Raw genomic sequence first — 19,335 nt, 5'->3', positions numbered from 1 at the left:
CAATGAAAGACCGGCTCCGGGGGCCTGCGCCGAACCGCCGCACCGTGCTCGCGGCGGGATTGGGCGTGGCCCTTGGGGCAGGCCCCGGGGTGGCTGCGGGTGAGTCCTCTCAATCACCCGGCCGGCCGTCCCGGGGCCGCTTCGATCGTGCCGCCTACGCCCGCTATATCGCGCTGATGAACGCGGGCGACCTGCGCTTCGTCGATTACTATGCCGACGACGTCCGCTTCGTCATGGGGATCCGTGGCAGGGCGGACGTTCGCGCATTCTATCAGCGGCAGCAGCCTTTCGTGCGCGAACGGCTCGACGTGCTGTTCTTCTGTGCAGACACCCACGGTGCGGCTGCGCAAGTGCGCAGCGAAATCCGCTGCATTCGCGATTGTGACGATCATGGCCTGTTCGGCCGCGCGTTGCGCGCGGGGGAGCGCCAGGTGATCCGCGGGTGCCTGCTCTATTCCCTCAATGCCGCCGGGCAGATTACCGCAGTGGACGGTCCCCCGCCGGAAATCCTGGAACCCTGGCATTCCGCTGGCTGAAACGTGGGGCCGGCCGGGTTTGGCCGGCCCCAAGTTCGAACTGCGGGATCAGGCTGTCGCGCGCGCGCGGCTGCGCAACTGGCTCACCAGTGCCAGCGCTGCGGCGCCAAGGCAAAGCAGGCCGAGCGTTTGCAGCGCGGCCGGCAGGCTTCCATCGTGATACCCGCGCATGAAGGCAATGGCCTGGGTGCTCAGCGGCTGGCCGATCCACCACCCGCTCATGAACAGGCCCGTGCCGCGGCCGCGCACTTCGAACGGCAGGCTGCCCATCGCCAGCACCACCAGCGCCGGCAGCAACATGCCCGAGCCGACCTGGTTGACGACCAGCCACAGCGTGAACGCGCCGGTGGCCGGGGCATGGTTCATCAGCACGTAGGACACGCCGAGCAGGCCAAAGGCGGTCAGCAATTGTGTTGCCGGCGCAAGCCGCGCGGTGAAACGGCGATAAAGCAGCGTTCCGGCGGCCACGGACAGCCCGGCCAACCCGCTGAACAAGCCGAGCGCGCTAGCCGACGTCACCCCGTGGTATTCGCTGAGCATCGCGCTCACCTGGATCTGCATGGTGAAGAACATCGTCCCGCCAAAGATCGCCAGCAGCGAGATCGGCACGATCGCTTTCCAGGGAAAGCGCACGCCCGGCGCCGCGGCTTCTGCAGCCGGCTCGTCGTTGCGGCTCGGTTCCCAGGTCCAGATCACCAGGGCGATGGCGAAGACGATCGAGACGCCATAGGCGGCGAACGCACCGCGCCAGCCAAAGCTACCCAATGCCCCGCCAAGCAGCGCCAGCACGATCGACGCGACCGAGGCAACCGCAGTCTGGTTGGCCAGCCATTTCTCGCGCTCGCGCCCGTGGAAATAGTCGCCGATCAGCGTGGTGCTGGAAATCACGATCAGCGCTTCCATCGCGCCGAGCACCACGCGGCTGGCGATGATCGTCATCAGGCTGTCGACGAAGATCGGCACCATCCCTACCACGGAATAGACGACGAGCGCGCCGATGCAGGTCTTGCGCCGGCCGAAGAAGTCGACGACGACTCCCGCCACGGGCGACAGCAGCGCCACGCAAAGCGCCGGCAGCGTGAGCATGAGCGGGACCAGGTATTCGACCCCGGGTACCGCGTGATAGTGCGCCATGATCTGCGGCAGCACCGGGACGAGCACGATCAGGCCCATCACCGCCATGGTGATGGGCAGCAGGAGCAAGATGCCCTGCAGCGTGCCGGCTTGGCGTCCAGCGACGGTCATTGGTTTTGGCTCCCCTTGCGAAATCTGGATACGATGCGCGGGCCGTCGCAGCCGCGAGGCGGCATGCAGACAGTCGATCGCCAGACTCTAGAGCCGGGACGGGTGCCGAGTTAGGTGTACAGATTGCGGATAAGCCCACGATGCGCCCCGGCAGCACTGCATCCCGGGCGCATCGTGGGCTTGATTCTTGCCCGGCGATCAGGCCGGAACGTCGGCCGGACGGGTCAACGTGCGGCGCAGGGCGTTGCGCCAGCCATCGATCAAGGGCTGGCGGTGCGCTGCGGGCATGGCCGGGCGCTGCACGTCGCGCCCGGTCCAGGTGCGGGAAAGATCGGCAAGCCCGCTCCAAACCCCGGTCGCCAGGCCGGCGTGGAACGCGGCGCCCAGCGCCGTGGTTTCCAGGTTGTGGGGGCGTTCCACCGGCACTTGCAGCATGTCTGCCAGAAACTGGCACAGCCAGTCGTTGGCCGTCATCCCGCCGTCCACGCGCATGGCGGCCGGCACTGCGCCGCTGTCGCGCGCCATCGCTTCAAGCAGGTCCCACGATTGATAGGCGACCGCTTCGAGCGCGGCGCGCGCAAGATGGGCGGGCGTGGCATCCAGCGTCAGCCCATGGATTGCGCCGCGCGCGTCAGGGTCCCAATGCGGCGCACCCAGGCCGACAAACGCTGGCACCATGTAGATGCCATGGCTGTCGGGCACGCGGGTGGCCATGTCGTTGGTTTCGCGGGCATGGGTGATGATGCCAAGCCCATCGCGCAGCCACTTGATCGCCGCGCCGGCCACGAAGATCGACCCTTCGAGCGCATAGGTCGTCTTGCCGCCCAGCCGATAGGCCGGCGTGGTCAGCAGGCGGTTTTGCGATACCGGCGCGGTTTCACCGGTGTTGAGCAGCATGAAGCAGCCCGTGCCATAGGTGGATTTGGCCATGCCCCGCTCGAAGCAGGCCTGGCCGAACAGCGCCGCCTGCTGATCGCCCACCAACCCCGCGATCGGAATGGACGTGTCGAACAGATCGGGCGCGGTATGGCCAAAGATGCCGCTGTTGTCGGTCACTTGCGGCAGGATCGCCATCGGCACGCGCAGCAGCTGGCACAGTTCTTCGTCCCACTGCTGGCGGTGGATGTCGAACAGCAGCGTGCGCGAGGCGTTGGTGATATCGGTGGCGTGCACGGCGCCGCCGGTTAGCCGCCACAGCAGGAAACAGTCGATCGTGCCCATCGCCAGGCGGCCGGCCTCGGCATCGGCGCGCGCGCCGGGCACGTTGTCGAGAATCCAGGCCGCCTTGGTGCCCGAAAAATAGGGGTCGAGCAGCAGGCCGGTGCGGCTGCGCACCATGTCTTCCAGCCCCTGGTCCTTGAGCGCCTGGCAGGCCGCGGCCGTGCGGCGATCCTGCCAGACCACCGCGTTGTAGACCGGACGGCCCGTCTCGCGGTTCCAGATCACCACGGTTTCGCGCTGGTTGGCGATGCCGATGCCGGCAATATCGGCCGCTTTCAGCCCGCTTTGCGCAATCGCTTCGCGCGCGGTTTCCACCGTATCGCGCCAGATGTCCTCGGGATCATGCTCGACCCAGCCGGCCTGCGGGTAATGCTGGGGAAATTCGCGCTGGCTGGTCGCGCAGGCGCGGGCATCGGCATCGAACACGATGCAGCGGGTGGACGTGGTGCCTTGGTCGATCGCAAGGATATGGTGGGGTTGGGTCATGGGTCTTGTCCTGTGAGGCGCCGCGATCGGCACGAAAAGCGGGGAAGGGTCAGGCCGAGGCTGGCAGGAATGGGCGGATCGCGGCCTGATAGAGCCCGGCACCGATGATCCCGCCCAACGTGGGCGCCGCGATCGGTATCCACCAATAGTTGTCGGGCGCGGGGAAGGCGGCCGGCCCCCAGCCGGCGACGAAGCAGAACAGGCGTGGCCCCAGGTCACGTGCCGGGTTGAGCGGCCAGGCTTCAAGGAAGCCGCCGCAGGCGCCGATGCACGCCACCAGCAAGCCGATCGCCAGCGCCCCGGAATTGGCCATGGGCGCCTGGGTATTTGCCTGGTCGGTGATGGCAAAAATCCCGAGCAGCAGGATCGCGGTCAGGATGACTTCATCCCAGAAGGCGTGAAACGGCGTAATGAATTGGCCGGGGTGGGTAAAGAACACGCCGGCCGCGCCGCCCGCGCTGCGGGTCAGCCCGTGGACGGCGTTGTAATGGTCGATCACCGGCTGGAACAACTGGTAGACCAGCACCGCGCCGGCAAAGCCGCCGGCGATCTGGGCCGCGATATAGAGCGGGGCCTTGCGTGCCTCGAACCCGCGGAACAGCACGAGCGCCAGGGTGACCGCCGGGTTGGCATGCGTGCCCGAAACGGCACCCGTGACATAGATCGCCAGCGTAACGGCGAGGCCCCAGGCGATGCACACGCCCCAATAGGCGGTGGCATAAGGGCTTGGGTCATAGAGCGTGATCATTGCTGCTGCTGAATCGCCCAGCGTGATGATGATCATCACCGCAATGAATTCGGACAGCAACTCTCCGACCAGGCGTTTGCGCGGGCTCATGGCGATCCTCTGTGCGGGTTGAGCGGGCCGTTTTTGCAAGGCCCATCGTTACCGATCCAAGGTGGTAATCGCTTTGACCGGCGCGTCAAACGAAAAGTTCGTTTTCGCGCATTTCCTGGGTAGAGGCGCGATCTATACCGTGGTGCTGAGGTGGTGGAATTTATGAGAACGCATCTATAATTCAATAAAAACAGTAATTTAAAATGGATTTTCGAGGCATTACCTATTGTGGGTTTGGCGAGGCTTTGTGCGCTAATGCGCGCAGTAGAATTTCGAAAAAGTGCGAAAAGGCGCGAAAGTGCTCGATCTTCGCGCCGGAATCGGTTATTAGCCTGCCACCGACGGCCTGCGTGGCAGGCAGCAAAGGCATGACCATGACGCGCGATCCGCCCCTGAACTCGTATGACCTGCTGATCGTTGGCGGCGGTATCAACGGCGCCGGCATTGCGCGCGACGCTGCCGGGCGCGGCCTTTCGGTCTTGCTCGTGGAGCAGGACGATCTCGCGGCCCACACCTCGTCGGCCAGCACCAAGCTGGTGCATGGCGGCCTACGCTATCTGGAATACGGCGAATTCCGTCTGGTGCGCGAGGCCTTGATGGAGCGCGAGCGGCTGTGGGCCATGGCGCCGCACATCATCTGGCCGCTTTCGTTCGTCCTGCCCCAGCGCGGGGCCCTGCGCCCGGCCTGGATGGTGCGGCTGGGCTTGTGGCTTTACGATCATCTGGGCGGGCGCAAGCGTCTTCCCGCAACCCGCTCGGTCGATCTTGCGCGCGGCCCGCTGGGGCAGGGACTGGTCGACGCGGTCAAGGGCCGCGCTTTCGTCTATTCCGATTGCTGGGTTGAAGACAGCCGCCTGGTGGTGCTTAACGCCATGGATGCGCGCGCACGCGGTGCCACCGTGCTGACGCGCACCCGCCTTCTCGCGGCCAATCGCGAGGATGGCCATTGGCTTGCCGCGATCCGTGACAGCGACGGGCAGCAGCGCCAGGTGCAGGCGCGGGGCCTGGTCAATGCCGCTGGTCCTTGGGTGGCCGAAGTGCTTGGCCGGATTGCCGGCGCGCCGCAGGATCGCGCCATGCGCCTGGTTCAGGGCAGCCATATCGTCTTGCCCCGCCTTTATGACGGGGATCACGCATTTCTGTTGCAAAACAATGATCGACGCGTGGTTTTTGCCATTCCTTATGAGCAGGATTTCACCCTGATCGGCACCACCGACGAAGTGTGGGACCAGGCGCCGGGCCGCGCCACGATCAGCACCAAGGAGCGCGACTATCTGCTCGATGTGGTGCGCCGCCATTTCACCCGCCCGGTGGGCGAGGCCGATATCGTCTGGACCTATTCGGGCATCCGCCCGCTCTATGACGACAAGGCCAGCAACGCTTCGGCGGTGACGCGCGACTACGTGCTGGATCTGGACCAGCGCGAGGGCCAGGCGCCTTTGCTCAGTGTCTTTGGCGGCAAGATCACCACCTACCGCAAGCTGGCCGAGCATGCGCTGGAAAAGCTGGAAGCGGCATTTCCCCAGGCCGGCCCGGCATGGACGGGCGGCGCCACTCTGCCCGGAGGCGACTTCCCCGCCGAGGGTTTCGGCGAACTGGTGGACGCGTTCTGCCGCGAGCGGCCGGGCCTGCCGCGTGCCTTGCTTACCCGCTGGGCGCGCGCATACGGCACGAATGCGCCGCAGCTTTTCGCCCAGGCACACAGCATTGCCGATCTTGGCGAGGATTTCGGCGGCGGGCTTCATGCCGCCGAACTGGCCTATCTGGCGCAACACGAATGGGCCGTGACTGCCGAAGACGTGGTGGCGCGGCGCAGCAAGTTGCTGCTGCGCCTTGCGCCCGAGGCGTGGCCCCGGATCGATGCCTGGCTTGCCCAATGGCGGGAAGCGCGCCAAGGGTAAGACCACGTTCGATCCGGCCGCATGGTGCGGCCAAGGCTTGGAGTTGCGATTTTGGCCGATCTTGCTGCGATCAGGCACAGGAGCCTTATCGAATACCTGCAGGGTGCGCGGTTTGCCGGGGTTGAGGAATTGGCCGGCGTGCTGGGCGTCACCCAGCAGACCATCCGCAAGGACCTCGATCTGCTCGCCAGCCGCCATCTGCTCACGCGGGTGCGGGGCGGCGCCATGCTGGAATCCCGGCTCGACAACATCGGCTATTCCACCCGCCGCGCCATTGCCGCCCATGCCAAGGATGCGATCGGACGCAAGGCGGCCGAACTCCTGCCCAACAATGCCTCGCTGTTTCTGAACATCGGCACCACCACCGAAGCCGTGGCACGCAACCTGCTGGATCACGAGCATCTGCTGGTGGTGACCAACAACCTCAACGTCGCCGATATCCTGGCCCAGAACAGCCGCATCGAGGTGATCGTGGCAGGCGGGCGGCTGCGCGCCAACGACCGGGCCGTCATCGGCAGCCTGACGGTCGATTTCATCAAGGGTTTCAAGGTCGATTACGCGGTCATCGGGACCAGTGCGCTCGACGCCGATGGCGATCTGCTGGATTTCGACATCAACGAAGTCACGGTTAGCCAGACGATCATTGCCCAAGCCCGCAAAGTCATGCTGGTGGCCGACGCCACCAAGTTCGAGCGGCTTGCCCCGGCACGGATCGGTTCGCTTTCCGACATCGACCTTTTCGTCACCGACAGCATGCCGCCCGAGCAGCGCGCCGGCTTGGTCCAGCGCCACAATGTGGAAATCGTTCTGGCATCGTGATGCGGGCGCTAGGCTAGGCCCTGGCGGCGGCTGGCAAACGCGTGTCGCCTGGGCGCCAGGTCAATAGACGTCGCGTTTGTAACGCCCGGCTTCTGCCAGCGCCTGCAACTGCTCTTCCCCCAGGATCGCCTGGAGCGCCGCGTCCACCCCGCTGGCCATGCCCTCCAGGCTGCCGCAGACCAGGATAGTGGCTCCCGCTGCGACAAAGGCGCTGATCGCATCGGCCGCTTCGCTGACACGATGCTGGACATAGCGGCCGCAATCGGGATCGCGCGAAAACACGCGATCCAGCCGGGTAAGGGTGCCATCGTCCAGCCATCCCGCCAGTTCCTCGGCAAAAAACGCCTCGTGCGCTTGCGTGCGCTCGCCATAAAGCAGCCAGTGACCCTTGCAGCCTGCCAGGGCCTGGGCGCGCAGATGGGCGCGCAAGCCGGCGATGCCGGTGCCGTTGCCGATCAGGATCAGTGGCTGCCCGTCGCTGGCGGCATGAAATGACGGATTGCGGCGCAAGCGGGCCGACGTGGTCGAGCCCAGCGGCAGCGTTGCCGTCAGCCACCCGGATCCCACGCCCAGCGTTCCATCGGGTTTGATGACCTGGCGCACGACCAGATCGAGCGTGCCGTCCGCGCCGATCGACGCGGCAGAATAACTGCGGACGGGTGCACCGGGTGCGGCTGCCTGCACTTCCACGATATCTCCGGCCTGCCAATCGGCGGAATGACCACGCGGCGGCTGGAAGCGCAGATGAAAGACCGGGGCCGCCGTGCTCGCCGGATTGAGCACCGTGCGATCGACCAGTCGCCACTCGGCAAAGGCGGGCGCTTCGCCGCTTGCGATGTCCACCGCGCCGAGGGATTTGAGCGCTTCCTGCCAGCCTTGCGCGCCATCGCCAGCGCGGCGGTCGAGTGCAACCAGGTGAAACAGCGGCCGTGCCGCGCACCCCGACAGCCAGGCATCCACCTCGCGGCCGAACGCGCAAAACGCGCCGTATTCGCTGTCTCCGATCGCCAGGACGCCATAGCGCAGATCGCCAAGATCGGGCCGCGGCCCCCGCATGACTTGGCGGGCAAAGCCGCGCGCCGCATCGGGCGCTTCACCATCGCCATATGTGCTTACCACCAGCAGTGCGCGGCTTGCCTGCGCCAGGTCCGCTGCGGTGAGCCGGCCCATGGATACCACTTTGGCGCCCACGCCGCCCTGCGCCAGCGCATGGGCGGCGGCATGGGCCTGCGCGGCGGCAAAGCCGGTCTGGCTGGCATAGGCGATGAGGATCGCGTCCGGACCACCATTGGCCTCGGGCGCGACACGGGCGAGGGCCTTGGCCGCGCGGCTCTGCCGGCGCCGCGAAAGATAAAGCAACAGTCCGGTAACCGCGAACAGCGGCATGGCCAGGCTGGTGACCAGCATCACGATCCGCCCGGGCAGGCCGAAGAACGCGCCCCGGTGCAATTCGAACATGCTTTGCGTGATGACCGTACCAAGCGGGCGCCGGGCATAAAGATCGCGCTTCACCAGCGTGCTCGCGGCCGGATCGTAGGTGAAGATATCCGTCTGGCGCAGATGCCGGGCATCGGCGCGGCGCGCTTCGAAGCGGATGTTCTTCATCGGGCGATCGGCCGGTGGGCGGGCAATGCGCACCCAGGCATAGTCATCGCCGGTCGCTGCGCGGAACTGTGCCCAGGCGAGGTCGACCGGCGGACGCGGTGCCAATCCTGGCGCCCGCTTGCCGGCCGGCTCGTCGTCGGCCCCTGCTTTGCCGGTCATCACCTGCGTCACGCCCTGGCGATACCAGTCATAGCTCCACCACAGGCCGGTGAGCGCGCTGAGCAGATAGAACGCGAGCATCCACGTGCCGATCACCGCATGCAGCGCACGCCACAGATTGCGGCCGGTCTTGCGGCGGTCGAGCACCAGCCAGGCCCGCCAGTCTGACGCCTGCCGCGGCCAGCGCAGATAGAGGCCCGACAGCGCGAAGAAGATCAAGGCAAGCGCGCTGAATCCGGTGATTTGCCGGCCCGGCCCTTTGCCACCGCCGGGCAGGGCCAGCCAGCGGTGCAGATGATCGATCGTTTCGAACACGGCATCCGCACGCCCCGGCCCCAGCCAGCGCCCGGTGGCGCGATCGACCTGGCCTTCCAGGCGGCCCTGGCCGCTCGCGGCATTGAGGCGGATGCTGTGCGACCGGGTGCGCGGCATTTGCCAGTCCAACCGGGTCACGCGATAGCCGGGCTTGGCCGCTTCGATCCGTGCGATGAGCTGGTCGGGCGAAAGATCGGGGGCGGCAGGAACGCCCGGAGCAAACAAAGCCGGATCGACCGCTTCGCGAATCTCGTCCTCGAAACTCATCATCGCGCCGGTCACGCCCATCAGCGCCAGGACCAACCCGGCCGTAATCCCCAGCAGCCAGTGGATTTGAAACACGATGCGCTTGGTCACGACAACCCCGGTCAGGGCACGCCCGATGCGCGCCGATGGCGCCGCTCTAGCAAGGCTCGGCAAAAATGCAATTGCAACCGATTATCATTATTAGTATCGGGCCGGCGACACGTCACAGCATCGGGGACATACATGAGCATCTGGTTGATCGCGGCATCGGCTGCCACCATGGCCGCCGGCGGCGCCGAGGCTGCCCCTGGCGACCAGCGCGGCGAGCGCCAACTGGACGAAGACATCGTCGTCACCGGGCAACGCCCCTCATTCAAGACCGAGGTCGTGCAGGTTGGCGCGTTTCGCAACCAGTCCGTGCTCGACACGCCGGCGACAGTGGCCGTCATCCCGCGCGCGCTGCTCGATGCGCAGGGTGCGATCGGGCTGGAAGAGGCGCTGCGTAACACCCCGGGCGTCACGCAGCAGGCGACCAGCCCCACCACCAGCAACAATTTCGTTTCGCGCGGTGTGCTGATGAATGCGCGCACCAATTACCGCCTCAACGGCGGGTTGCAGGTCATCAACCTCAGCCCGGTGCCGATCGAGAACAAGCAGCGGGTTGAACTGCTCAAGGGCGTTTCGGCGCTCTATTATGGCATTTCCACGCCTTCGGGCATCGTCAACGTTGTAACCAAGCGCGCCGGAACGCAGCCGGTCAACACGCTGACCATCAACGGCGATGCCGAAGGCAGCGTTGGCGCAGGCGTCGATTTCGGCCGCAAGATCGGTGCCGAGGGACAATTCGGCGTGCGGCTCAACGCGTACGGCAGCCACATCGAAACCCCGATCAATGGCGTCAACGGCTATCGCTATCTCGCCAGCGGGGCATTCGATTGGCAAGTGAGCGACCGGCTCGCGCTCAAGCTCGACGTGGAACACTATCGTCGTGCAACCGACGAGCCGGGCGGCATTTCGCTGGCCGCGTTCCAGCTGCTCAAGACTATTCCCGATCCTCATGCCCGGTATGCGCCGGTGAACGCGCCGTACCGCACCTGGTCCACCAATGTGCTGGGGCGCGCGGACTATGCGATTGCCGGGGATTGGTCGGTGCGGGTTGAAAGCGGCCTTGCCACATCGCGCCGGCAGCGCGCACGCGCGGATTTCAGCTTTACCAGTGCGGCAACGGTGGCCAGCGGGGCTGGGCGGATCGCGGGCAACTACACCCCGGACCAAAGCTATCGCAACGAGTATTTGCGCGGCGAAGTGGCCGGTTCGGTTGAAACGCTGGGCATCCGTCATGAATTGCTGCTGGGAGCGGCGCGCAATCGCCAGGTGCAGGATGACCAGCACCAGCAAAGCTATACCAGCACAGCACAAAATTTCTATGTCGCGCCGTCGTATAGCTTTGACACGCTGACGTTCACGACCACGCGGCTTGCGGCCGGGAGCGTCAACATCGACACCGGTTTCTATGTGCTCGATACCGCGCACGTGGGCGAGCGGTTGCTGCTGATCGGCGGCGTGCGGCGCGTGCTCTACGACACTGAAAATCTGGACGGCAGCGGCCGTTATCGGATGACGGCGTGGACCCCGACCGGTGGCGTGGTGTTCAAGCCGACGCCGCGGTCGAGCCTCTATTTCACCTATATCGAAGGGCTGGAAAGCGCCGGCACCGCACCCGATGGCACGACGAACCAGGGCGAAATCATGCCGCCGGTGATCAGCCGCCAGTATGAAGCGGGCGTGCGCGTCGAGGTGCTTGGCGCCCTTGCCAGCCTGGCCTGGTTCCACATCGATCGCGGGCTGTCCTACACCGACCTTTCCAGCGGATCGCCGGGCACATACGTCACCAATGGGCGCGCCGTGCACCAGGGGGTGGAAGCATCGGTGCAGGGGCGGTTGACGCGCACCGTCTCGGTATCGCTGGCGGGGCAATATCTGCGCGCGGTCCAGCGTGAAACCGGCAGTGCAGCGCAGGATGGCAAATGGGTGGACAACACACCGCGCTGGTCTGGCTCGGCGTTTGTCGAATATCGCCCGGCCGCCTTGCCCGCGCTGGGCGTGAGTGCAGGTCTGTTTTACACCGGAAAGCGCTATGCCGATGCCCAGAACCTGTATGTGATGCCGGCCTATACCACCTATAGCCTGGGCGCCGATTACAAGCTGCGCTTGCCCCAGGGCCGGGCGCTGACACTGCGGGTCAACGGCGATAACATCACCAATACCCGTTATTGGGCAACCGGTGGCTCGGTCTTCTACGTGGGCCTTGCCCGGCAGGTTCGCTTTTCGGCGAGCATGGACTTCTGATCCAGCCGCGTGGCGGCCGATCCGTTGCGGCGCCGGTTTGGCGCCGCGACAGGATCGGCCCGTTCACACGGTCGATCCGATCATCGTATCGAACCGCGGCGGAAAAGGTTGACGATGGCGAGCAGCACCACTGCGCCGGCCAGCGACACCAGGAACGTGGTCACGGTAAGCGGCGCATCGTTGATGTCGCCGCGCGCCAGGATCAGGCCGCCAAGGAATGAGCCGACGATGCCCACCACGATGTTGAGGACGATGCCCTGCTGCCCATCGGTGCGCATGATCACGCTTGCCAGCCAGCCGATGACGCCGCCGACGACGAGCCACATGATAATTCCCATAATCGTTCTCCTGCGCTTTTCCAGGCGATCGGGCCATTTTGCCTGATCACGATGGTAGCCAAGATGAACCCCAGGCAGGTTGCGATGTTCCTGTTTTAAATCGCCTTGCAGAAATAAATAAAACGCGGCGATATTTCGGAGAGTATTTACTGCACAGAAAATATAAATCCGTGCTGATGCAACGATAAAATCATGGGATCGTTGTCTGGTTGCTCCAAGCGACACTTGCCCAACCTGGTCAGGGCGTTTGCAGCCAATGTGCAGACGTTCGCCGGCATGACCGGTCGGTGCGGGTTTGCGAGGAACAACACCATGAAACGTGCAATCGTCTCCGTCGTACTTTCGACGGCCATGCTCGGCGTTCCCGTGCTCGCCCACGCCCAGATTGCGGCCCAGATTTCCCCCTCGATCACCACGCCGGCCACCAGTGGTAGTTATTCCAGCCTGCAGGTGGGTGTTTCGCCGGTCCGGGGCCTGGATGGGCCGGCATTTTCCGCTGCGGCTTCTGACGCAAACCTGTTCCAGATCGCAGCCAGCCGCCTCAGCCTGACCCGTTCGCAACGCAGCGATGTCCAGGCCTATGCCCGGCGCATCATTGCCGAGGCGGGCACGTCGCAAGACACGCTGCTCGCTTCGCTCAACAACGATCAGCGCAAGATCGCCAAGCCGACCACCCGCTTGTCAGCCAATCGCGCCGCAATGCTCAAGATGCTGCGCAAGACCCCGCGCAGCGGCTTCGACAATATGTACCTGATGCAGTCGGCCAAGGTCCAGCAGGGCAACTGGGCTGTCTACAAGGGTTATGCTGCCGACGGCGCAGACCAGTCGCTCAAGCAGGTTGCCGGCAACGGCGTGCCGATCATCGAGCAGCAACTGACGCAGGGCGACGCGCTGCTGCCATCGGCGCTCGCCGCACACTGACCGGCCTTTTAGCCGCCCGGCTTGATCCCCAGAGGGCCTGGCGCGCGATCTGCCCTCATGCCAAGCGAGAAGACAGACATGGATAACCAACACGATATTTCGGTCCTCAACGGGCTGATCGCGACGACTTTCGACAGCCTCAAGGGCTTCGACGATGCCGCCGAACATGCCGATAGCACGCGCTATGCGGCGATTTTCGCCAAGTTTGCGCAAGAACGCACCCAGGTGGCCCAGGCGCTTCAAGCGCAGGTCCGCGTGCTGGGTGGCGATCCTGAAGATGGCGCCACCTTGCTGGGGGCAGCCCATCGCGGCTTCATGGATCTCAAGCAGGCGCTGCTCGGTCGCAACGACCAGGCGATCATCGAGGAAGTCGAGCGTGGCGAGGATCATATCAAGGCCAAGTTCGAATACGCGCTGGACGATACCGAATTGCAATCGGGCACGCGCGACGCCGTTCGCGAAGCGTTCCTCTCCGTTCAGGCCGGGCATGACCAGGCCAGCGCGCTCAAGCACGGACGCGAATGAACGGGCCAGGCGCGGCGGCTGGCGGATTCACGCTGCCAGCCGCCCGCTTTCATCGAAAGGATCAAGGCCATGGCTTTGGATGCACAACCTCTTGCCGCACCTGCCGGCGCGATTGCCCTGATTTCTGCCGATGATTTGCGCGGCAAGACCGTGCACGGCCGCGACGGCGACAAGCTGGGCACCATCGCCAAGCTGGTCTTGGACGAACGCAGCGGGCAGATCGCCTATATCATCCTTTCCACCGGTGGCTTCCTTGGCCTTGGCCAAAGCTATCACGCCGTTCCGTGGTCTGCCTTCCAGTACGACGACGGCCAAAGCGGCTATGTGACTGCGATCGACAAGCGGCTACTGGAGGGGGCACCCAGCTTTCGCCCCGATTCCGCCCCGCTGTTCGACGACGCCTATGGCCGACGCGTGACCGACTATTATCGCGCGCCGCCGGCCGATATCGTCGCGTTCTAAGCGGTCGGTGCCTGGACGGCCGTGGCAGGCGGCGTCGCTGCGCAAGGGGCAATAAGTCTATCAGCAATGCTCGTTGGCCAAGGCGAGCGGTTGGGCGCAGGCAAGGCGCAAGATAGACAGGGGAACTCGATCATGCCCAAGCCCATTCGCGCCGCTCTTGGTAGCCTTTTGGCCATGGCGATACTGGCGCCAGTCCATGCGTCGCCGGTTGCGGTCGCCCGCGTCCATGCCGGCGCCTTGCCCATCGACGCGCACCTCGATCTGCCCGATACGTTCGATCCTGGCCGCGCCGATGCGTCGGGGCAGGGGCAGTTCAGCCTGGCCCAGGCGCGGCAGGGCGGGTTGAAAGGCGCGGTGATCGCGGTCTTCGTGCCGCAAGGAGACGATAGCCCGGCGGCCCAGGCCGCTGCCACAGCCGGTGCGTTGCGCAAGCATACGATCATCGATGCCTTGGCCAGTTCCTATCCCGATCGCGCCGCGCGGGCGCTCACCCCGACAGATTTCCGCCGCATTGCCAAAAGCGGCCGGCTTGCGGTGATCGAAAGCGTGGTCAACGGCGGCGCCTTTGTGCGCGATGCGGACGACGTCGATCCCTGGGTGCGGCGCGGGGTGCGCGTGTTCGGCTTCGTGCACGCCGGGCACAATGCCCTGGCTGACAGCTCGCGCCCCGCACTGGTGCGTGGGGAAGGGGTATCACGCTGGGGTGGGCTGTCGCCTGCGGGCAAGCGGGTGCTGGCGCGGCTCAACCAGCTTGGCGTGCTCGTCGATGTCTCGCAACTGAGCGACGCAGCCTTTGCCGATGTGCTGGCGCTCAGCACCGCGCCGGTGGTCGCCACCCATTCCGACTTGCGCAGCCTGGTGGACAACACCCGCAATCTTACCGATGCGCAGCTCGACGCGCTCAAGGCCAAGGGCGGGGTCATCGCGATCAATGCCTTCAGCGCCTATCTGCGCCCGCGCGATCCGGCCTTTGCCCAGCGCATCGTGGCCTTGCAGCAGGAATTCGGCATTGCCGATGGTAAGGCCACGCTGCCGCCCGAAAAGGCCGCCGAATACGACCGGCGCTATCACGCGCTGCGCGCCGAAGAGCCGCGTGCCAGTGTCAAGGATCTGGTCGATGCAGTCGATCACGCGGTGCGGCGCATCGGCATCGACCATGTCGCCCTGTCGAGCGATTTCAACCATGGCGGCGGCATCGTCGGCTGGGAGGATGAAAGCCAGGCCCAGGCCGTCACGGCCGAACTGGTGCGGCGCGGGTACAAGCCTACCGCGATCGCCAAGTTGTGGAGCGGCAATTTCCTGCGCGTGTGGCAGGCGGCAGAGGCGAGGCGCACCACGCCCCGCTGATCGCGGCCACCTATCGCGCCGGGGACGGCACCGCCAGGCCGAGATGATCGCGCAAGGTTGCGCCGACATAGGCGCTGCAGACCAGCCCGCGCCGTTGCAGGATGGGGACGACATCGGCGAAAAAGCGCGGCGCCCAGCTGCCCAACTCGCTCAGTGGCCAGCCTTGCGCGATCGCGCAGCGTGTGGCGAAAGTCTCCGCCATGGATGGCGTCGGTTGGCGGCGGAATGGCGCCTACCGCCGTGGTGAATGCCATCGGCGGTGACGAACCGGGCCAGATGCATGGAACCTTGCGTTGTCAGCGGGTTTTCTTGCCCGATGCGCCATCCTTGCGCGGCTGGCCCAGCACCAGGCCCAGAGCCATGGGCACGAGGAAGGCCAACGCCTGAAGCGGATGGAGCGCCAGGCCGACGATGCCCGGTCCGGGGCAAATTCCGGCCAGGCCCCAGCCCAGTCCGAACAGGACGGAGCCACCGATCAGCGCGCGATCCACGCCGCGCCGGGGCAGATCGGGCAGTATCCCGCCATCCAGCGCCTTGCCGCGCCGGCGCGCGAGCGCGAACAGCGGCGCAGCGACGGCCAGCGCGCCGCCCATCACGAAGGCGAGCGTGGGGTTCCACCCCTGCAACGGCGTCAGGAAACCCAGGACTCGGGCCGGATCGGCCATGCCCGAAATCAGCAGGCCGAGGCCGAAGACCAGGCCGGCGAACAGCGCGTTGGCCGGCTTCATGCCAGGGCCGCCACGATCGATGCGGTGATCGCGGCTACGGCCATGAACGTGACGACCGCCGCCAACGATCGTGAGGACAGCCGCGACAGGCCGCAGATGCCGTGGCCGCTGGTGCAGCCATTGGCAAGGGCCGTGCCGGTGCCCACCAGCGCGCCGGCCACGATCAGTTGCAACCAGCCAAGGCTGGCATATCCGGGGGCAAGGTCATGCGGCCAGGCCAGCCGCGCGATCAGGCCGGCGGCAAACAGCCCGGCCAGGAACCACAAGCGCCAGACCCGATCGGGGCCCTGCAGCGCCAGCCGCGCTATGCCGGCAATGCCGGAAATGCGGCCATGGACCAGCCACATCGTGCCGCAGACCAGCCCGATCAGGGCGCCGCCGGCCAGCGCCGGGCCAATGGCGGGGGTGATGATGCTCAAGCGGAACCCTTCCTGGATTAGGCGAAAAAGCGGTTGGCGGGCCGCGCCAGGCCCAGGTGATCGCGCAAGGTTGTGCCGGTATAGTCGTGGCGAAACACGCCGCGGCGCTGCAATTCGGGCACGACCTTGTCGGTGAAGTCGAACAGGCCCTGGGGCACGAACGGGAACATCACGTTGAAGCCGTCCGAGCCGCGCTCTTCCAGCCATTGTTGCATTTCATCGGCGATTGTACGCGGTGTGCCGACAAAGGCCAGCCCGGCATAGCTGCCCGCGCGCGCGGCAAGCTGGCGGATCGTGAGGTTTTCGCGGCGGGCCAGCGCAATGGTGCGCTCGCGCCCGGATTTGCTGGCGTTGGTTTCGGGAATGTCGGGCAGCGGACCATCGGGATCGAAACCGGAAACATCGTGCCCCAGCATGATCGACAGCGAGCGGATGCCGCTGTCGTAATGCACCAGGCTGTCGAGCAGGGCGCGCTTGTCCTGCGCTTCGGCTTCGCTTTCGCCCACGACCACGAAAGCGGCCGGCAGGATCTTGAGGCTGTCGGGATCGCGGCCGAGCGTGGCCATGCGGCCCTTCACGTCGGCATAGAACGCTTGGCCGTTGGCCAGGCTGTCGGCCGCGCCAAAAATCACTTCGGCGGTTTCGGCGGCCAGTTGACGGCCCGCTTCCGAAGCGCCCGCCTGGACGATGACCGGCCAGCCCTGGACCGGGCGCGCAATGTTGAGCGGGCCCTTTACGCGCAGGAACTCGCCCGCGTGGTCCAGGGTGTGGACCTTTGCCGGATCGAAGAACACCCCGCTCTCCACGTCGCGCAAAAAGGCATCGTCGGCCCAACTGTCCCACAAGCCGGTGACCACCTGGTGGAACTCGCGCGCGCGGGCATAGCGCGTGGCGTGTTCCAGGTGATCGTCCTGCCCGAAATTTGCCGCGGTTTCCGGATTGCCGGTAGTCACGATGTTCCAGCCGGCGCGGCCGCCCGAAATGTGATCGAGCGAGGCAAAGCGCCGGGCGACATGGAACGGTTCGTCATACGTGGTCGACGCGGTGGCAACCAGGCCGATGCGCTGCGTCGCCATGGCCAGGGCCGAAAGCAGGGTAAATGGCTCGAACGACGTGGCCGTGTGGCTGCGCTTGAGCGCATCGATCGGCATGTTGAGCACGGCCAGGTGATCGGCCATGAAGAACGCGTCGAACTTGGCAGCCTCAAGGCGGCGTACCAGTTCCACCTGAAGCCCCAAGTTGAAATTGGCATCCGGCGCTGCGCCGGGATAGCGCCAGGCGCCCGTGTGGATGGAGATCGGGCGCATGAACGCGCCAAGGTGAAGCTGCCGGCTTGCTGTCATGCCCGGCAAAGTGTGCTGGCAGGCGCCCCATTTCAACCATGTGCGTCATGAGAGTTTTTCAACGGTCGCGCGGCAACTCGTGCTTGACCACCCCATGGATTTTCTTGGCGCGCATGGCCCAGCCCGCTCTTGCGCGCTTTATCTACTTTTAAGATAGACAATGCAGGCATGGGTTCATGCCGGTTCCGCTACCCTGCGCTGGATGCGTTGCCCATCACGTGACTTGCAAATCGGGCAGGGGGGCTCATGCGTTTCAGGATTCACAGGGTTTTGACGGTTGCCGGCTGTGCAGCGGGTTTTGCCGTGGGCGGCATGGCCCATGCCACCGATGGCTATTTTCTCAACGGCGTGGGTGCCAAGGCCAAGGGCGCCGGTGGGGCGGAAATCGCCGATCCGCAAGACAGCCTGGCGATTGCGGCCAATCCCGCTTCGGCCACCGCGATCGGTGCAAGGGCCGATGCCGGGGTGGAACTGTTCGTGCCCGATCGGGGCGCTAGGATCCATGGCAATGGCGCAGGGCTTGACGGCACCTACAGCGGCAATGGCGCCAATCCCTTTGTGTTGCCCGAACTGGGCTATGTGCGCCCGCTTTCGGGCACGGTGTCGCTGGCCCTGGCGATCAACGGCAATGGCGGGATGAACACCACGTACAAGCGCAATCCCTTCGCTGCCTTTGGCGCAAGCGGGTCTGCCGGGGTGGATCTCAAGCAGATCTTCGTTTCGCCCACGCTGGCGGTCAGGGTGGGAGCCGGGCAATCGCTGGGGGTTTCCCCGGTCATCGTGATCCAGACGTTTCGCGCCACGGGTATCCAGCCTTTTGCCACCGCCTCGGCCGATCCGGGTCATTTCACCGATCGGGGCACCGATTGGGCGGCCGGTCTTGGCGTGCGGGTTGGCTGGCTGGGCCATTTCGGACACGCGGTGCGCGCCGGTGCCTTTTACCAGTCCAAGATCGTGCCCGGCCGTTTCGACAAATATGCCGGCCTGTTTGCCGGGCAGGGCGGCTTTGCTGTGCCGGCCTCCTGGGGATTTGGCCTGGCGGTGGAACCCGTGCCCGCGTTCACGCTGGCGGCCGATTTCAAGCGGATCGAATATGGCGGGGTGGCCTCGGTCGGCAATCCGCTGGCGCGCCTGTTTGCCGGCCAGCCGTTTGGCAGCACCGATGGCCCCGGCTTTGGCTGGCGCAGCATTTCGGTGGTCAAACTGGGGCTGACCTATCGCAGCAGCCCGCATTTGGCCTGGCGGGCCGGCTATGGACGCTCGGGCAATCCCGTGCCCGCGTCGGAAACGCTGCTCAACATCCTCGCGCCCGGCGTGGTGCGCGATCATTTCACGCTGGGCGCCACCTGGGCGCCTGCGTCAGGGCCGGAAATCACTGTCTTTGCGATGCATGCGCCATCGCAGACGGTGCGCGGCGTCAATTCGATCCCGGCCAACTTTGGCGGGGGTGAGGCCGATGTCAGGCTGGGGGAAACGTCGGTTGGCCTTTCGTTCGGTTTCCCGCTCTGACGGGGCACGCAGCGGTACTAGGC

Annotated in this window: 18 protein-coding genes; 9 read left to right on the top strand and 9 right to left on the bottom strand. The window is 65.6% G+C overall.

Features of this window, described 5'->3' with window-relative positions:
- The first annotated feature begins 2 nt into the window (after positions 1-2).
- Complete coding sequence (locus FHW94_RS08145; RefSeq protein ID WP_168555139.1) at positions 3-536, top strand: nuclear transport factor 2 family protein; 534 nt, start codon at positions 3-5, stop codon at positions 534-536.
- A gap of 48 nt (positions 537-584) precedes the next feature.
- On the opposite strand, the gene FHW94_RS08140 is transcribed toward FHW94_RS08145, so the two are convergent.
- The 3 genes from FHW94_RS08140 to FHW94_RS08130 form a co-directional block, all read right to left on the bottom strand.
- Positions 585-1,781 carry an MFS transporter gene (locus FHW94_RS08140; RefSeq protein ID WP_168555138.1) on the bottom strand — a complete coding sequence of 399 codons (1,197 nt, stop codon included), beginning with the start codon at positions 1,779-1,781 and terminating at the stop codon, positions 585-587.
- Positions 1,782-1,979: 198 nt separating this feature from the next.
- On the bottom strand, positions 1,980-3,488 hold the full coding sequence (glpK, locus tag FHW94_RS08135) for a glycerol kinase GlpK (protein ID WP_168555137.1): 1,509 nt from the start codon (positions 3,486-3,488) through the stop codon (positions 1,980-1,982).
- A gap of 49 nt (positions 3,489-3,537) precedes the next feature.
- A complete protein-coding gene (locus tag FHW94_RS08130) occupies positions 3,538-4,326 on the bottom strand; it encodes an MIP/aquaporin family protein (RefSeq protein WP_168555136.1) in 789 nt (262 codons plus the stop codon).
- Positions 4,327-4,694: 368 nt separating this feature from the next.
- Between FHW94_RS08130 and glpD the strand changes: the two genes are divergently transcribed.
- Positions 4,695-6,227 carry a glycerol-3-phosphate dehydrogenase gene (gene glpD, locus FHW94_RS08125; RefSeq protein ID WP_168555135.1) on the top strand — a complete coding sequence of 511 codons (1,533 nt, stop codon included), beginning with the start codon at positions 4,695-4,697 and terminating at the stop codon, positions 6,225-6,227.
- Positions 6,228-6,278: 51 nt separating this feature from the next.
- A complete protein-coding gene (locus FHW94_RS08120; protein ID WP_246865925.1) occupies positions 6,279-7,046 on the top strand; it encodes a DeoR/GlpR family DNA-binding transcription regulator in 768 nt (255 codons plus the stop codon).
- 60 nt (positions 7,047-7,106) lie between these two features.
- On the opposite strand, the gene FHW94_RS08115 is transcribed toward FHW94_RS08120, so the two are convergent.
- On the bottom strand, positions 7,107-9,482 hold the full coding sequence (locus FHW94_RS08115; RefSeq protein WP_168555133.1) for a sulfite reductase flavoprotein subunit alpha: 2,376 nt from the start codon (positions 9,480-9,482) through the stop codon (positions 7,107-7,109).
- A 132-nt stretch (positions 9,483-9,614) separates the two neighbouring features.
- Between FHW94_RS08115 and FHW94_RS08110 the strand changes: the two genes are divergently transcribed.
- Positions 9,615-11,720 carry a TonB-dependent siderophore receptor gene (locus FHW94_RS08110; RefSeq protein ID WP_168555132.1) on the top strand — a complete coding sequence of 702 codons (2,106 nt, stop codon included), beginning with the start codon at positions 9,615-9,617 and terminating at the stop codon, positions 11,718-11,720.
- Positions 11,721-11,800: 80 nt separating this feature from the next.
- On the opposite strand, the gene FHW94_RS08105 is transcribed toward FHW94_RS08110, so the two are convergent.
- Positions 11,801-12,058, bottom strand: coding sequence for a GlsB/YeaQ/YmgE family stress response membrane protein (locus FHW94_RS08105; protein ID WP_168555563.1), 258 nt, complete (start codon positions 12,056-12,058; stop codon positions 11,801-11,803).
- A 312-nt stretch (positions 12,059-12,370) separates the two neighbouring features.
- Between FHW94_RS08105 and FHW94_RS08100 the strand changes: the two genes are divergently transcribed.
- From FHW94_RS08100 to FHW94_RS08085, 4 genes are all read left to right on the top strand, one after another.
- Positions 12,371-12,979 carry a DUF4142 domain-containing protein gene (locus FHW94_RS08100; protein WP_168555131.1) on the top strand — a complete coding sequence of 203 codons (609 nt, stop codon included), beginning with the start codon at positions 12,371-12,373 and terminating at the stop codon, positions 12,977-12,979.
- A 78-nt stretch (positions 12,980-13,057) separates the two neighbouring features.
- On the top strand, positions 13,058-13,504 hold the full coding sequence (locus FHW94_RS08095; RefSeq protein ID WP_168555130.1) for a PA2169 family four-helix-bundle protein: 447 nt from the start codon (positions 13,058-13,060) through the stop codon (positions 13,502-13,504).
- 69 nt (positions 13,505-13,573) lie between these two features.
- Positions 13,574-13,966 (top strand): PRC-barrel domain-containing protein, encoded by a 393-nt coding sequence (locus tag FHW94_RS08090; protein WP_168555129.1) that lies wholly within the window; start codon positions 13,574-13,576, stop codon positions 13,964-13,966.
- A 132-nt stretch (positions 13,967-14,098) separates the two neighbouring features.
- Positions 14,099-15,313, top strand: a complete 1,215-nt coding sequence (locus tag FHW94_RS08085; RefSeq protein WP_168555128.1) for a membrane dipeptidase — start codon at positions 14,099-14,101, stop codon at positions 15,311-15,313.
- A 10-nt stretch (positions 15,314-15,323) separates the two neighbouring features.
- On the opposite strand, the gene FHW94_RS08080 is transcribed toward FHW94_RS08085, so the two are convergent.
- The 4 genes from FHW94_RS08080 to FHW94_RS08065 form a co-directional block, all read right to left on the bottom strand.
- Positions 15,324-15,515: a hypothetical protein gene (locus FHW94_RS08080; protein ID WP_168553771.1), complete on the bottom strand. Its 192-nt coding sequence runs from the start codon at positions 15,513-15,515 to the stop codon at positions 15,324-15,326.
- A 94-nt stretch (positions 15,516-15,609) separates the two neighbouring features.
- Positions 15,610-16,041, bottom strand: a complete 432-nt coding sequence (locus tag FHW94_RS08075; protein WP_168555127.1) for a DUF6691 family protein — start codon at positions 16,039-16,041, stop codon at positions 15,610-15,612.
- Positions 16,038-16,460, bottom strand: a complete 423-nt coding sequence (locus FHW94_RS08070) for a YeeE/YedE thiosulfate transporter family protein (protein WP_210425480.1) — start codon at positions 16,458-16,460, stop codon at positions 16,038-16,040. The genes FHW94_RS08075 and FHW94_RS08070 overlap by 4 nt, the downstream gene beginning before the upstream one ends.
- Positions 16,461-16,477: 17 nt before the next feature.
- On the bottom strand, positions 16,478-17,803 hold the full coding sequence (locus tag FHW94_RS08065; RefSeq protein WP_168555126.1) for an LLM class flavin-dependent oxidoreductase: 1,326 nt from the start codon (positions 17,801-17,803) through the stop codon (positions 16,478-16,480).
- 246 nt (positions 17,804-18,049) lie between these two features.
- On the opposite strand from FHW94_RS08065, the gene FHW94_RS08060 reads away from it, so the two are divergent.
- Complete coding sequence (locus FHW94_RS08060; RefSeq protein WP_168555125.1) at positions 18,050-19,312, top strand: outer membrane protein transport protein; 1,263 nt, start codon at positions 18,050-18,052, stop codon at positions 19,310-19,312.
- Positions 19,313-19,335: the final 23 nt, after the last annotated feature.

It is taken from the genome of Novosphingobium sp. SG720, assembly GCF_012275365.1.
Classification (GTDB): domain Bacteria; phylum Pseudomonadota; class Alphaproteobacteria; order Sphingomonadales; family Sphingomonadaceae; genus Novosphingobium; species Novosphingobium rhizosphaerae.
Note: the sequence above shows the minus strand (reverse complement) of the source record. Positions and strands in the feature narration are given on the sequence as shown.

Bases quoted from the DNA above. Each gene is read 5' to 3' on its own strand.
- FHW94_RS08065 (WP_168555126.1), bottom strand. From the start codon at position 17,803: ATGACAGCAAGCCGGCAGCTTCACCTTGGCGCGTTCATGCGCCCGATC.
- FHW94_RS08095 (WP_168555130.1), top strand. From the start codon at position 13,058: ATGGATAACCAACACGATATTTCGGTCCTCAACGGGCTGATCGCGACG.
- FHW94_RS08105 (WP_168555563.1), bottom strand. From the start codon at position 12,058: ATGGGAATTATCATGTGGCTCGTCGTCGGCGGCGTCATCGGCTGGCTG.
- FHW94_RS08145 (WP_168555139.1), top strand. From the start codon at position 3: ATGAAAGACCGGCTCCGGGGGCCTGCGCCGAACCGCCGCACCGTGCTC.
- glpK (WP_168555137.1), bottom strand. From the start codon at position 3,488: ATGACCCAACCCCACCATATCCTTGCGATCGACCAAGGCACCACGTCC.
- FHW94_RS08085 (WP_168555128.1), top strand. From the start codon at position 14,099: ATGCCCAAGCCCATTCGCGCCGCTCTTGGTAGCCTTTTGGCCATGGCG.
- FHW94_RS08130 (WP_168555136.1), bottom strand. From the start codon at position 4,326: ATGAGCCCGCGCAAACGCCTGGTCGGAGAGTTGCTGTCCGAATTCATT.
- FHW94_RS08100 (WP_168555131.1), top strand. From the start codon at position 12,371: ATGAAACGTGCAATCGTCTCCGTCGTACTTTCGACGGCCATGCTCGGC.
- FHW94_RS08090 (WP_168555129.1), top strand. From the start codon at position 13,574: ATGGCTTTGGATGCACAACCTCTTGCCGCACCTGCCGGCGCGATTGCC.
- glpD (WP_168555135.1), top strand. From the start codon at position 4,695: ATGACCATGACGCGCGATCCGCCCCTGAACTCGTATGACCTGCTGATC.
- FHW94_RS08080 (WP_168553771.1), bottom strand. From the start codon at position 15,515: ATGGCGGAGACTTTCGCCACACGCTGCGCGATCGCGCAAGGCTGGCCA.
- FHW94_RS08060 (WP_168555125.1), top strand. From the start codon at position 18,050: ATGCGTTTCAGGATTCACAGGGTTTTGACGGTTGCCGGCTGTGCAGCG.
- FHW94_RS08140 (WP_168555138.1), bottom strand. From the start codon at position 1,781: ATGACCGTCGCTGGACGCCAAGCCGGCACGCTGCAGGGCATCTTGCTC.
- FHW94_RS08075 (WP_168555127.1), bottom strand. From the start codon at position 16,041: ATGAAGCCGGCCAACGCGCTGTTCGCCGGCCTGGTCTTCGGCCTCGGC.
- FHW94_RS08110 (WP_168555132.1), top strand. From the start codon at position 9,615: ATGAGCATCTGGTTGATCGCGGCATCGGCTGCCACCATGGCCGCCGGC.